We start from the raw sequence: 13,799 nt of genomic DNA on the forward strand, positions 1-13,799 counted from the left end.
CCCTACCGTTACCCTACCCTAACGTTACAGTAGGTTTTATGCGGAGGCCTGGATCGGAGATGGTGTTGACGGACGCGCAGACGCGAGACGAGGAGCGGGAGCGGCGGCATCTGGCCGAGACGGTGCGGCTGCTGTCGGGGGAGTTGGAGCGTCTTACCGGTGACATCGACGGGTCGGCTCGCGCGATCGAGGAGCGGAAGCGGCACCTGTGGGACAACCTGCGGGATATGGATTTCGCGGAGAAGGCCAACTTCCGTGGTGAGGTGGACATGTCGGTGCGGCTGGCCGAGCACGCGGTGATGCTGCGCGGGCGGATCGAGCGGTTGCTGGAGTCGCCGTACTTCGGGCGCGTCGACTTCCACCGCCGGGGTGAGGCGGGGGCCAGGCCGTACTACATCGGTGTGCACAATTTCTCGGATCCCGAGACGCAGGAGATCGTGATCCACGACTGGCGTGCTCCGGTGTCGGGTCTGTACTACGACTTCGAGTCGGGGGAGGCGTTCTTCGAGACCCCGGCGGGCACCACCCATGGCGAGATCACCGGCAAGCGCCAGTACAAGATTCAGGGTGGGCGCCTGGAGTACATGTTCGACACGTCGTTGAACATCGGGGACGAGGTGCTGCAGCGGGAGCTGGGTCAGTCCGCCGACGACCGGATGAAGAACATCGTCGCGACCATCCAGCGTGAGCAGAACGCGGTGATCCGCAACGAGACGGCACGGGTGTTGATCCTGCAGGGTGTGGCGGGGTCGGGGAAGACGTCGATCGCCTTGCACCGGGTGGCGTTCCTGCTGTATCGCTTCAAGGACACCCTCTCCTCGGACAATGTCATGATCCTGTCGCCCAACAGGGTCTTCGGCGACTACATCGCCGATGTGCTTCCCGAACTGGGTGAGGAGCGGATCGCGGAGATCGACGTCGACACGATCGCGGGCAGGTTCCTGGCGAGGGTGACCGGCTACGAGGCGTTCAGCGACCAGGTGGTCGGCCTGCTCGAGGGGGTCGAGGACGCGGCGGCCGAGCGTATGCGTTACAAGGCCACGCCCGAGTTCGTCGCCCGCCTCGAGGAGTGGATCACCTCGCGCGCGTACGAGGACTTCACCCCCGGGGAGATCGAGCGCAAGCACAAACGGCTCTCGGCGGACTGGGTGGCCGACCTTTTCCACGAGTCGCCGACCCTTCCGGTCTTCACCCGGCTCGACCGCGTCGCCAATGCCGCTGTGCACAAGCTCAAACACGAGGTGCTGGACAAGGGTGGCACGTGGGCCGCCGCCGACACCGCCAGCATCCGCAAGCAGGTCCGCGCCATGTTCCCCTACAAGGACGCGTTCGCCATCTACCGGGCGTTCTACACCGACGGCCCCGCCCGGCGCGGCCTGTTCCAGCCACTCGGGCGGAAGAAGATCGAGTACGCCGATGTGTTTCCGCTGATCTACACCATGATCAGAACGTCCCGGCAGGAGAGCTACGGCCACATCCGGCACCTGCTGGTCGACGAGATGCAGGACTACACGCCCATCCAGTACGCCGTGCTGCGCGAGCTCTTCTCCTGCACGATGACGATCCTGGGAGATGCCAACCAGTCGATCAACCCGTTCAGCTCCTCGTCCCTGTCGAGGATCCACAGCATCTTCCCGGAAGCCGACTGCCTGGAGTTGTGCAAGAGCTACCGCTCCACCAGCGAGATCACCGAGTTCGCCCAGAACATCTCGCGCAACGACAAGCTCATCCCGATCGAGCGCCACGGACCACCACCCCAGGTCCTCGCCTGCGCGGACCAGCACGACCAGCGGGCGCGGATCCTGACACTCATCGAGCAGCACCGCGACAGCGACCATCGCTCCCTCGGCATCATCGGCAAGACCCTCGCCCAGGCGGAAACCCTCTACCACGCCCTGTCCGGGGCCGGTGTCGAGCTGACCTTCCTCGACTACGACAGCACCGCCTTCACCGGCGGCATCGTCATCACCTCGGCACACATCGCCAAGGGGCTGGAGTTCGACACGGTGATCGTCCCGCAGGTGGACGAGCAGAACTACGCCAACGAGATGGACAGGTGCATGCTCTACATCGCCTGCACCAGGGCCATGCACGAACTTCACCTCACCCACCACGGGCAACCCTCCGGCTTCCTGACATTCAGCACAGAACCCAGAAGTCACGCTCACGACACCCAGACGGTGTCGTGAGCATCCAGCGGCAGTCCGTCCGCTGTGGACATGCCGGGCAGCCTGTCCGACACCGGCACGAGGGGCGCGTGACGGCGGAGACGGCGCGTGGCCGGTACGGTGTCGGGATCAGCTGCCGGAAGTGAGGGTGACGTGGCCGAACACATGCAGATCGGCGAGGTGGCCGAGCGCACCGGCCTGTCCCTGCGCACGATCCGGTACTACGAGGAGGTCGGGCTCGTCACGCCGAGCGCGCGGAGCCAGGGCGGTTTCCGGCTGTACACCGAGCCGGACGTGGCGCGCCTGCTGCTGGCGCGGCGGATGAAGCCGCTGGGGTTCCAGCTCGAGCAGATGCGGGAGCTGCTGGCGTTGCTGTGGCCGGAGGGCACGGACGAGGTGGGGTCCGGTGGGCTCGGCGTGGACGGGTCGGAGCGGCTGCGCGGGTTCAGCGAGACCGCCGAGCAGCGGTGTGCCGAGCTGCGGGCCAAGCTGGAGGACGCCGAGGCGTTCGCCGGCATGCTGCGCAAGCGCCTCCGGCGGCGGAGTTCCCGCGCGGTGCGCAGCGGCTGAGCACCAGCGATTCTACCCTAACGTGAGGGTAAAATCGTTCGCATGGACGCGGCCGGAGTGAACCGGTCGGTCCCGCTGACGGCGCGAGTTGCGTGAACATATCGAGGACGCCTTCATCTCCGCGCGGCCGAGTGTGGTCGATCTGCTGGACGCCGCTGTTCGCGGTCACCCGCGGCCGGGTGGTTTTCGGGGCGTTGAACGGCCTTCCGCCGCGCCGGTTCGAGTCGGTGGCGGATGTGCTTGGCGAGTTGCCGGACCTTCTCGACGGCGGCCCGTAGACCTGCGGTACCGCCGGTTTACGGGTTCGGTGGGGGTTTGTCGATGTAGTCGGTGGTGGCGTAGCCGGGGCCACGGTGCCACCCGTTTCGGGTGACGGTGGAGACGTGTACGTCGATGCGGTTGGCGGGGTAGCGGTAGCGGACCTCGTGCAGGGTGCCCCACGCCCGCGGGTCCGGGTTGCCGGTCAGGCGTGCGGGGATCTCGTGATAGGTCGCGACCGAGCCCATACCGGCGAAGGCACCGGCGAACGGACCGTAGGACCGGGCGAGGTTGCCATGGTGGGCGTGCTGCCCGGGAGCGGTGATCATCAGGGTGGGTGGTTCCACCAGGCCGTCGGCCAGTACGGGCAGGCGGGCGCACGGGTACCAGAACGAGATCGGCCAGTCGACGAGGACGGGGCCCGGCGTGCGCGCGATCTTCTGGGTGAGGGTGGTGCCGTCGTCGAGGCGAACGTGGTCGGCGGCGCCGCAGGTGGACCCGATGAGTGCGGCCAGGTTGGCCGCCGGCGGTGACCAGGAGTCCCTGGCGTGCTGGTTGAGTGCCGCCTTGCCGAGCGCGCCCGCGGTCACCACCGGCATGGCCAGCAGGCTGAGACCGGCGATCGCGAGCGCCGACCAGCCGGCCATGCGGGTCGTGACCGGTTGCGGGTCTCGTGGCCCGATCCCGCGGTGGCGGTGCCAGAGCAGGATCACCGTGGCGAACACGGTTCCGATGGCCAGCAGGGTCAGGGGATCGGCCAGGGCGCCGTCGAACAGGTGCTCGTCGAGGGCGGGCATGCCGAGGCGGTGATAGCCCCACCAGGCGTTGGGTCCGTTCCAGGCGAGGCTGGTCGTGAGGACGACAAGGAACAGCGCGCTGAACCGGATCGCCCAACCCGCGTTCTCGCTGGCGAAGGCGCGGGGCAGCGCGGCGAGGCCGAGGGCGAGCACAAGCGCGATGAGGAAGTCGAGCGCGGCGAAGTGGGACGCGATCTTGGTGGGTGTGACGACCAGCGCCGCGAGGCCGAGACCGAACCAGGCGAACGGCCACCCGCAGGCCCCGGCGAAGGCGTGGGTCGGCTGGCGTCGCGGGGCCAGCGCCAGCGCGACGAGCAGTAGGGCGACCGCCAGCAGGATGGGCAGGCGGCGGGCGGGGTGCTGCTCGAAGGCGAACGCGTCGCTGACGCCGCCGAGTAGCATCTGGTAGCGGTCGAACTCGCCGTGCCAGCTCTGCGCCGCGCCGTACCAGTAGCGTGCGCCGGTCGAGTCCAGGAAGCCGCCGATACCGGAGTCGAGGAACACCAGCGGTGCGGCCACCGCGACGGCGGCCCCGCTCAGCGCCACCAGCGTGAAGCGCTCGCGGGCGCGGGGCAGGTGCCGGCAGGCATGCACGAGTCCCAGCGCCAGCGGGATGAGCGCGAGCATGCCGGTCGAGGTCACCGCGAAGCACACGCCCGCGGCGACCCCGGCGACGAGCAGCCAGGCTGGCCGTTCGGTGAGGCGGGCGCGCACGGCCGCGTAGCCGCTGATCGCGGTGCACAGCGCCACGAACGGCTCCGGCCGCAGACCGACGCCGTGTGGCATCCATGCGGTGAAGAACGCGGCGGCCAGCAGCCAGGTCGGCACCCGGGGCGCGGTGGTGTGCCGGCGCAGCAGGCGCACGATGCCGAGCAGGAGCAGCCACATCGCCACCCCTGCCGCCATCGCGGGCGACCGGACCACCAGCGGTGCCCAGGAGAGCTGGAACAGCGGCGCGAACAGGTGGTGCAGCAGAACGGCGGGGTTCTCGGCGGCGTTGAGCGCCATGTAGTAGTCGCCGGCGAACCCGGAAGGGCCGAGATTGCGGTGCATGCCGAGGAACCAGCCGTCGTCCACCGTCTGCGGGCCGAGCACCCCCCACCCGGCGATGCCCACGGTGACCAGGCCGGTCCAGGCGATATCGGCGCGGCGAGGCAGCGATCGACCACCCGGCCGGGACGGCCCGCGGAAGGTGCGGAACGCGAGCACCACGCAGCCGAGCACCCCGGCACCGCAGGCCAGCATGAGGATCAGCTTCAGCGGGCCCGGCGAGGTCTGGAAGCGGGCGTCGGCGCGCGCCACCGCGGACACCGCACCGGTGGCCCGCTCGGCTGGCAGGTCGGTGACGAACGCCGTCACGTGCGGCACGCGGGTGCCGATCCTGGCCAGTTCCCGCTCACCGGCCGCGGGGCCGGACACCAGCACGACCAGTTCGTCGTTCTCGGCATGGATCCGGTACCGGCAGTCCGTGCCCGGGGGTGACCCGAGTGGTGTCTCGGTGCCACCCGCGATCAGCGCGAGCCGGCGATCGCGTATGACGACGGACAGGCCCCAGTCGCCGGCGATGTCGGCGTCCGGCGGGATGGTCGCGAACGCGGTGCGGTCCTGACCGGATGGTGTTTCGGCCACCGCGGCGCAGGCGAGTGTCACGTCCAGGCGCAGGGGGCGGTAGGGCATGAACATCGCCACCGCCGACTCCGCGGACTGCCCGGCCTCGGGCCAGCGCACCTCGACCCGTTCGGATTCCACCGGGGCGAACGGCACCGCGACGGCCACCGCGATCGTGGCGAACGCCAGCGCCAGCAGCCACCGGAGGCCGTGACGGGAGCGTGCCGGGGAACCCGGCGCGCTCACCGGGCGCGGTGTGGTGGCGTTGTCCGTCATTCTTGCGGTTCCTGGCCGGACGCCGGTCAGCTGCCCGTTCCGGGGTCAGTCGCCGAGAGGAATATCGGGCAGGTGGTCCCACAGGTCGCGAACGTGGCCGAAGGTGCGATCCGGAAGTCGCTGCAGAATGGTGTGCACCTCGGTGCGGGCCTCGTGCTGGATGGCGGCGATGAGGAGTTCCTGCTTGGTCGCCGAGCCTTCCCGGAAGGCATCCTCGACGGCGTCGATGATCTCGTCTCGGGTGACCACCGGATCGGTGTTGGTATCCTTCACGCGCACAACTCTACCCTAACGTGACGGTAGAGTTGCTGGGGTGTCAGGCGAGCCGTCCGGCAGCCTCCAGCCGCTCGATCCACGAGCGGGGCAGGATGGTGGCGCCGTTGCGGGCTCCGGCGAGCGTCCCGGCCATGGCCGCGATGGTGTTGGCGTCGCCGCCGGCTTGGATGGCATAGCGGATGGCCTGCGCGACATCGTCGGGGTGAGCCAGGAACGCCGTCAGCGCGGTGGGTACGGAACCCAGGGCGAAGGCGTCGTTGCCGAGGGCGTGCGCGGCCTGCTCGGGACCGGCGTCGTTGCGGGCGCTGTTCGAGGACGAGATGACCATGCGCATCCTGCAGCGGCAGAACCCCGAACTCGCGCTCGAACCGCTCGTGGCCGAAGGCGCCTGACCGCCGGGACGGTTACGGCGCCGGTGCGGTCAGGAATCGTGGCGCGGTGGTGTTGGTGGCGGGGTGCGGACCAGGGCGCCGGCCAGAGTGACCACGAGGGGTAGCGCGGTGGCGGCCAGGAGGATGGGCCGGTAAGTGCTGGCCTGTTCGCGGCCGAGGGCGAGGAGTAGGGGGCCGAAGGCGGAGGCGCCGACGGTGACGGAGTGCACGACGCCGCGGATGGTGCCGAGGTGGCGCAGGCCGAAGCAGCGGGGGAAGGCGACGGCTTCCAGGGTGCGGATGCCGTTGCCGCAGGCGCCCAGGGCCAGGCCGTAGAGTACGGCGGTGAAGCCGGGGGTGAGCCATCCCGCGCCGGCGGTGGCCAGGGCGAGGACGGCCATGGTGACGATGATGAGCATCCGGTCGGAGAACCGGTCGGCGAGCCAGCCGAGGCCGAAGGTGGCGATTAGCCCGGCGATGGTCTGGGGCAGGAAGGTCGCGGCGGCTTCGGCGGGGGAGAGGCCGCGTTCGCCGAGTAGGGAGACCTGGTGGAAGTTCAGGCCGGTGGTGACCAGTGCGCACACGGCGACTCCGGCGGTGACGACCCAGAACATGCCGGTGCGCGCCGCTTGGCCGAGGGTCCAGTCCACCGGCGGCAGCGCGCTGCCGCGTGGGGCTTCGGTGTCGCCGTCATCGGCGGGTGGTGCGGGTGCGTGCCGGGGCAGCAGTAGGAGGGCGGCGGGGATGACCAGTGCCCAGACGGCGAGGCCCTCGATCATCCAGACCTGGCGCCAGCCCCAGTTCGACACCAGCCGTTCCAGCAGCATCGGGGTCAGGGAGATTCCGGCGGTGCCGATGGCGGAGGCGATCCCGGTGGCGAAGCCGCGGCGGCGGTGGACGTAGAGGGCGACGGTGGTGGTGGCGACCAGGTTGAGCGCGCCCTGGCCGCCGACCCGGATGCCGATGAACGCGGCGGTCAGCCCGGTGATCTCGGAAGCCGCGGTCGAGCCGATCAGGACGGCGCCGAAGCACAGCGCGATGGTGGCCATCACCCGGCGCGGGCCGTAGCGGTCGATCAGCCTGCCGAGCACGGGCATGACGAACGCGCCGGTCAGCGACCCGATCAGGTAGGCAGTGGACACGGCGGAGCGGGAGACGCCGAGATCACGGATGAGCGGATCGACGAACACCGACACCGCGGCCGTCTGCCCGGGCGCGGTCAGGGCCAGCGCCACCGAGGCGGCCGCGACCACCCTGGGCACGTGCGCGCGCCCCGGGGCCCCGGTAGCCGGCGGTTGCGTAGCGGTGGTGCCGGTGGGCACGAGGAGTCCTTCCTGTCGTGGCGACCCCGGCTTCGGACAGCACGCCAGCACCCGAACCCGAAGGCTCGGGCGCTCACCGCGATGCGGAGGCTGCTCCGGCCGGGTTCGGTGCCTGGTCGGTCGGGGGATGCGCCGGAGACAAGACGTCCAACGCGATGATCATGTTACCGCGGGCGGGGCACTCGCCGGCACCGGTCGCCGGCGCGTGGGCGGGTGATCCCGCACTCATTTGACCTGAGGGGTTACGCGTGCCGATGATCTCTCGTCTAACGTGAGGGGAGATTTGCCGACGACCGCGGCGCGTATGTCGCTGGTCCGCCGGGGTCATCGACGCCCCCGACTCCGAATGACGAGCCGAGGAGCGCCGCGTGTCTGCCGAGCAGGTGTTGTGACCCACCCGAGCTAGTCGTCGTGCCGCGACAAGATTCCTACCCGGGCGGCGACGAGCCCTTCTTCCCGTAGCCCACGTACCGGCGGTAGCCGGTGCGAGTGTCCTTTCGCGCCGTGGAACGGTGCCCCGAACACGTCTGGTTGTCCTCGTGTCTTCTTTTCCGTCCCTGTCGCCTGCTCGCCTGCGCACCCCGCGCCCGGCCTGGCTGTCGCCCAGGGTCGCCCGTACCGAGATCCTCGCCGGTCTGGTGGTTGCGCTGGCGCTGATTCCGGAAGCGATCTCGTTCTCCATCATCGCCGGATTGGACCCGAGTGTCGGCCTGTTCGCCTCGTTCACCATGGCGGTGGTGATTTCGGTGGTCGGCGGCCGGGCCGCGATGATTTCCGCGTCCACCGGGGCCATCGCGCTGGTGGTGGCCCCGCTGGCCCGCGAGTACGGCCTCGGTCATCTGATCGCGGCGGTCGTCCTCGGTGGGGTGTTCCAGGTCCTGCTCGGCTCGCTCGGGGTGGCGCGGTTGATGCGGTTCATCCCGCGCAGCGTGATGGTCGGGTTCGTCAACGCGCTGGCCATCCTCATCTTCATGGCGCAGGTGCCGGAGCTGGTCGACGTGCCATGGGCGGTCTACCCGCTGTTCGCGGGTGGTCTCGTGTTGATGATGCTGTTTCCCAGGATCACCAAGGCGGTACCGGCACCCCTGGTGGCCATTGTGGCCCTGACGGGGTTGACCGTCGCCGCCGGGATCGCGGTGCCGACCGTGGGGGACAAGGGCGGGCTGCCGTCGTCGCTGCCCACGCCGGGTGTTCCGGACGTACCGTTCACTGTGGACACACTGGCGCTGATCGCGCCGTACGCGCTGGCGTTCGCGCTGGTGGGCCTGATGGAGTCGCTGATGACGGCCAAGCTGGTGGACGACATCACCGACACCCACTCGAACAAGACCCGCGAGGCGATCGGGCAGGGCGTCGCCAACGTGGTCACCGGGTTCTTCGGTGGCATGGGCGGCTGCGCGATGATCGGCCAGACCATGATCAACGTGAAGACGGCGGGCGCGCGGACCCGGCTGTCCACCTTCCTGGCCGGGGTGTTCCTGCTGGTGCTGTGCCTGGCGCTCGGTCCGGTGGTCTCGGATATCCCGATGGCCGCGCTGGTGGCGGTGATGGTGCTGGTCGCGTTCGCCACCTTCGACTGGCACAGCGTCGCGCCCGGCACGCTGAAGCGGATGCCGGCCGGGGAGATCACCGTGATGGTCGTGACGGTGGCCGTGGTCGTGGTGACGCACAACCTCGCGGTCGGCGTGGTCGCCGGGTCGCTCACCGCGATGGTGCTGTTCGCCCGCAGGGTGGCGCACCTGGTCGAGGTCACCGCCGCCATCGACCCCGACGGTGGGCAGGTGGTGTACGCGGTGACCGGCGAGTTGTTCTTCGCCTCCAGCAACGACCTGGTCTACCAGTTCGACTACACCGGTGACCCGGACAGTGTGGTCATCGACCTCACCGACGCCCACATCTGGGACGCCTCCACCGTCGCCGCCCTGGACGCGATCACCACCAAGTACGAGGCCCGCGGCAAGACCGTGGAGATCGTGGGACTCAACAAGCGCAGCGCCACCATGCACCGCAGGCTCTCCGGCGAACTCGCCGGAAGCCACTAACCCGGCGGGCGTTGCTTGCCCGCGCGTCAGCGCTTGGATGGCACCGGGCGAAGCGGTCGCGCGCGGACCCCGTATCCTCGCCTTCCACGTCAGAATGGGGGTCCTGCGCGATGCTTTACCTCGGTGGACTGTTCGGGCTGGTCACGATCGGCCTGTGGATCTTCTGCCTGGTGGACATCATCACCACCCAGGAAGGGGACTGCCGGAACCTGCCGAAGATGGGGTGGCTGGTCGTCATCCTGTTCCTGCCGCTGGTGGGCGGTGTGTTGTGGCTGGTTGCCGGGCGACCGCAGGGGACGAGTGCGTACCGGGCCGGAGCCTACGAGCGGAACACGCCCGGCTTTCCCGAGTACGACCGTCCAGGGCGCTTCGCCGTGCCCGATCCGGCGGCCGACGAGGAGTTCCTACGCCGGTGCCGCGAGCGTGCGGAGGAACAGCGGCGCAAGGGCCGCGGCGAGAGCTGAGCGGTCGAGTCGGCCGAGGTTCCAGCCCGGTCGGCAGCGCGCGAGCGCCCGCCGCTTCGGGCCTCCGGGATGTGGCTGAGGGCCAGGTGCCACAGCCAGGCAGTTCGAACCGGCGACCGCCGTGTCGAGGTTCGCGCAGCTCGCTGGGATCCCGCAACGCACCTACCGGCGGCGACGGGCGGAGACGATCCAGGCGCGGGAGTTGAACCAGACGCCGTCGTCGCTCGCGTGCGCGGCGAGCGTCTCGCGTAGTTGCCTGACCGTGCGCTCCGCGGCGACGGGGTCCAGCCGCTTCAGCGCCTCGCCAGTGCAGGTGAAGCTACGGACCCAGTCGAGGGCAGCTTCAACGTCCACGCCGTAGTAGACGGGCTCACATACTTCGGTGAAGGTGATGTCGGCGAACCCCGCGGCCTCCAGAATCTCCGTGACGGCCGGCGGGTCGGCGAGCGAGAACGGGTTCAGTCCCGCGGAAGCGTCGGCCAGTGGTGCTTCGACCGTTTCGAGCGAGCGGCGGATGGCGACGATCCATTCGTTGCGCTCGCGGGCTTGCCAGACCATCATCACCAGCCGCCCGGACGGGCGCAGGGCCCGCCGGATATTGGCGAACGCTGCGGCGGGGTCGTCGAAGAACATCGTGCCGAACCTGCTGATCGCCAGGTCGAAGTGGTCTGGCGGGAAGCGGTGGATCTGAGCGTCGACGTGCTCGAAGGTGATGTTGCGGAGTTTCGCCGCACCAGCACGTTGGCGGGCACGTTCGATCGAGGGCGCGGAGATGTCGACTCCGAGAGCGCTGCCTGACCGGGCTGCGCGTGCGGCTTGCCGGGTCGTGTGTCCTGTCCCGCAGCCGATGTCGAGGATGTGGTCGCGGACCTGGACGCCGCTCGCCCGGCGCAGTACTTCGTCGTGTCGCCGCAGTTCGGTGTCGAAGTCCGTTCGCGTTGGTCTGTTCATGCGGATGCGACCTCCGCCGCGGCGGGGATGGTGGGGCCGTCTCGGAGCACTCCCTGCACGTGGTCGAGCGTGATCGCTTCCGGTTCGAGTTCCGTCAAGCACCAGGTGGCGCCGGCGGCGACGTACGCCGCGGGATCGGCACCGGGCGGCAGGGGCATCGCGATGTCGAAGGGCGCTGCGGGATCCGGGCGGAGGCCGCGGATCGTCTCGGCGATCTCCGCGAGCTGGTCGGGGTGCTGGACCCCGACCGGGAAGTATCCGTCGACGCTCGCCGCTCGGTGCGGCGGCCGGCGGAGGCCCGCGTTGCCCGCGGCCCAGATCGGCACGCGCGGCCGCTGAACCGGCGTGGGCAGGAACGTGAGGTCGTCGATCACGTAGTGCGGTCCGCGGTGGCGCACGGGCCGCCCCGACCAGGCGGACGTGAGGATGTGCAACGCCTCGTCCAGCATCTCGGCTCGGACCCGGCCGTCGACCTGCTCTCCGGTGCGTGCGAACTCCGCGCCGTAGGCGTCGCCGCCAAGCCCGACCCCCAAGGTCAGCCGCCCCCTGCTGAGCCGGTCCAGTGACGTGGTCTCCCGAGCCAACCTTGCGGGCCGGTAACGCGGGACCGGCGTGACCATCGGGCCCAGCCTGAGTGAGTCGGTCGCCGTTGCGGCTGCGGCCAGGGAGATCCACGGGTCGGCGACTCGTTCCACCGGCGCGGACCAGGTGAGTCTGTCCCACACGAAGAATCCGTGCCAGCCGACCTCCTCGGCCCCGGCTGCGAGCCGTGCCGCCACGAGCGGATCGGCCAGTTCGTCAAAGAGCGGGATCCACAACGCGGATCGGGGATGTGTCGCCATGCGTCCGACGCTAGATGGGCTCCTTCATCGTGAAAAGCGATCATTATCGATGGTTACGATCGATTCTGCCGATGGTTGCTCGGCCGTGCACTCCATGATCCGAGTCGGTCTCGGCTCGGCAGTCCTCCCCAGCCTCGCCATGCGGGGCCGCCGGCGCCACGACCGACGAGAGCCTGAGGATTCATGCGCTGCGCCCGCCGATAGCAACGGGCGATCTACCTGGTGCGCCCGGCGTACCGCACTCCCGCGCCACGGGCGGCCCGAGCCAGGCAGCTGGTCGCAAGCAGCGCAGAAGACCCCGAAGACAACCAATGAAGCGATGCGGCCCATGGATTGCGATGTCGCAGGTACCTGTACATCCGGTACCCGGCGGGCGTGGTCCCTGCCCGGGGAGCACGCCCGCCGCTTGCTTGGTGCCGGCGTTGGTCATCTCCCGTGTTTGCCGGGTGCGGCGCTGCCGGTATATTCGGCGAGGCCGGAGACCAGTTCGGCGATCTCGGGCCTGGTGCCGTACCGGCGCTGGTGGGTCTCGGCGATCCTGGCGCCGCCCTCGGGGTCGGGGTCGTCGGTGATGTCGAACGATATGAACTTCCCGACCAGCGGCTTCTCCTCCTCCGAGATGCCGGGCTTGACGGTGAACCGGATGCAGTGGTGGATCATCGGGACTTCCTTCAGCCGGTGTTTCGTTTCCGTGATCCGGCCACGGCGACGGCGATGGCCGCGCCGGCGAGCATGGCGATCCCGGCCCAGGTGAAGGTGTCGCCGATACCGATGGTCCGGACCAGGGGTTGGGCGGCCAGCGGCGAGAGGAACTGACCGAGGAAGATCCCGGCGACGAGCCCGCTGAGGACACGGCCACGCCGGGCGGGTGGGGCGAGCTCGGAAAGGCGCAGGTTCAGGTTGGGGACGGCCAGCCCGACACCGGCGCCGCCGACGAGCAGCCCGGCCGCGACGCCGGCTACCGTGCCGATGCCGCCCACCAGCAGCCAGCCCACGCCAAGCAGCGCGATGCTGATCGTCGTGATCGTCGCCGAACCCAGGCGCCTGCGCAGCGCCGGGAACCTGAGCGCGCCGAGCATGCTCGTCAGCGTGCTCCCGGCGACGACGACACCCACGAGGCCCGGCCCGATACCGAGGCCCTCCAGCAGGAACGGGACCTGCGTCGGCGCCATGTAGAACACCGTCGTCGCGACAAGCGCCAGTGCGTAGATGCCGAGCACGGGACCGGTCGCCACCCGCCCGCGGCCGGTGGCGATCCCTGGCTCGTCCCGTTGCCGGTCCCGCACGGCGAGGATCGCGAACAGCGCGACCACGGCCGCCAGGCTGTAGAGCCAGAACGGCACCCGCCAGTCGATCGTCGCGAGTACTCCGGCCAGCGGCAGGAACACCACCCCGCCGAGGCTCGCGAAGGCCTGCTGCAGCCCGAGAAAGGACGCCCGCCGTGGCCCTTCGAACCAGTCGGTGATCGTCGTGCTGACCGCCGTCATTATCCCGCCGATGGCGATGCCGAGCAGCGCCCTGGTCACCAGCAACAGGTAGAGGTCGGTCACGAAGTACCCGACGGTGCCGCTGACCGCGTACAGCGTGAGGCAGGACACCAACAGCGGGCGGCGCCCGGCCCGGTCGGCGACCAGGCCGGACACCGGGGCACTGATGGCGATCATCAGCGAGGTGACCGTCATTGCGAGGCGGACCAGCAGGGACGCTGCTGGCTGGTCGGCGAAGACCTGCTCCATCCTCGGCAGGCTGGGAGCGACGACGGCCGGCGCCATGATCGTCAAGGTCGCCGCGGCGAGGATCGTGCCGCGGGCGAGCCGGGAAGGCTCTACGCGGTCGGTGTGCGTCGTCATGGTC

General features: G+C 69.8%; 12 protein-coding genes. 4 read left to right on the top strand and 8 right to left on the bottom strand.

Annotation, left to right across the window (positions count from 1 at the left end; genetic code table 11):
- The first annotated feature begins 38 nt into the window (after positions 1-38).
- Both FB471_RS00555 and FB471_RS00560 read left to right on the top strand, forming a co-directional pair.
- Positions 39-2,189: a HelD family protein gene (locus tag FB471_RS00555; RefSeq protein ID WP_246076177.1), complete on the top strand. Its 2,151-nt coding sequence runs from the start codon at positions 39-41 to the stop codon at positions 2,187-2,189.
- 144 nt (positions 2,190-2,333) lie between these two features.
- Complete coding sequence (locus tag FB471_RS00560; RefSeq protein ID WP_142001441.1) at positions 2,334-2,738, top strand: MerR family transcriptional regulator; 405 nt, start codon at positions 2,334-2,336, stop codon at positions 2,736-2,738.
- A gap of 296 nt (positions 2,739-3,034) precedes the next feature.
- Here the strand turns inward: FB471_RS00560 and FB471_RS00565 are convergent, their stop codons facing one another.
- The 4 genes from FB471_RS00565 to FB471_RS00580 all read right to left on the bottom strand — a co-directional run bounded on the left by FB471_RS00565 (position 3,035) and on the right by FB471_RS00580 (position 7,646).
- Entirely contained in the window at positions 3,035-5,677 is a 2,643-nt protein-coding gene (locus FB471_RS00565) for an arabinosyltransferase domain-containing protein (protein WP_141995415.1), read from the bottom strand.
- A 45-nt stretch (positions 5,678-5,722) separates the two neighbouring features.
- The gene (locus tag FB471_RS00570) at positions 5,723-5,950 is read right to left on the bottom strand and encodes a DUF2795 domain-containing protein (protein ID WP_170220650.1); all 228 of its coding nucleotides are present in this window, start codon (positions 5,948-5,950) and stop codon (positions 5,723-5,725) included.
- Between the two features lie 43 nt (positions 5,951-5,993).
- Entirely contained in the window at positions 5,994-6,281 is a 288-nt protein-coding gene (locus FB471_RS00575; RefSeq protein WP_170220651.1) for an ADP-ribosylglycohydrolase family protein, read from the bottom strand.
- A 93-nt stretch (positions 6,282-6,374) separates the two neighbouring features.
- Complete coding sequence (locus FB471_RS00580) at positions 6,375-7,646, bottom strand: MFS transporter (RefSeq protein ID WP_141995418.1); 1,272 nt, start codon at positions 7,644-7,646, stop codon at positions 6,375-6,377.
- A gap of 539 nt (positions 7,647-8,185) precedes the next feature.
- On the opposite strand from FB471_RS00580, the gene FB471_RS00585 reads away from it, so the two are divergent.
- Complete coding sequence (locus FB471_RS00585) at positions 8,186-9,688, top strand: SulP family inorganic anion transporter (RefSeq protein ID WP_141995419.1); 1,503 nt, start codon at positions 8,186-8,188, stop codon at positions 9,686-9,688.
- A gap of 110 nt (positions 9,689-9,798) precedes the next feature.
- On the top strand, positions 9,799-10,152 hold the full coding sequence (locus FB471_RS00590) for a PLD nuclease N-terminal domain-containing protein (RefSeq protein ID WP_141995420.1): 354 nt from the start codon (positions 9,799-9,801) through the stop codon (positions 10,150-10,152).
- A 162-nt stretch (positions 10,153-10,314) separates the two neighbouring features.
- On the opposite strand, the gene FB471_RS00595 is transcribed toward FB471_RS00590, so the two are convergent.
- The 4 genes from FB471_RS00595 to FB471_RS00610 form a co-directional block, all read right to left on the bottom strand.
- Complete coding sequence (locus FB471_RS00595; protein ID WP_141995421.1) at positions 10,315-11,103, bottom strand: class I SAM-dependent methyltransferase; 789 nt, start codon at positions 11,101-11,103, stop codon at positions 10,315-10,317.
- Entirely contained in the window at positions 11,100-11,945 is an 846-nt protein-coding gene (locus FB471_RS00600) for an LLM class flavin-dependent oxidoreductase (RefSeq protein WP_141995422.1), read from the bottom strand. Before FB471_RS00600 ends, FB471_RS00595 begins: the two co-directional genes overlap by 4 nt.
- Positions 11,946-12,371: 426 nt before the next feature.
- Positions 12,372-12,605: a hypothetical protein gene (locus tag FB471_RS00605; RefSeq protein WP_141995423.1), complete on the bottom strand. Its 234-nt coding sequence runs from the start codon at positions 12,603-12,605 to the stop codon at positions 12,372-12,374.
- Between the two features lie 11 nt (positions 12,606-12,616).
- On the bottom strand, positions 12,617-13,795 hold the full coding sequence (locus FB471_RS00610; RefSeq protein ID WP_141995424.1) for an MFS transporter: 1,179 nt from the start codon (positions 13,793-13,795) through the stop codon (positions 12,617-12,619).
- Positions 13,796-13,799 lie beyond the last annotated feature (4 nt).

It is taken from the genome of Amycolatopsis cihanbeyliensis (assembly GCF_006715045.1).
Classification (GTDB): domain Bacteria; phylum Actinomycetota; class Actinomycetes; order Mycobacteriales; family Pseudonocardiaceae; genus Amycolatopsis; species Amycolatopsis cihanbeyliensis.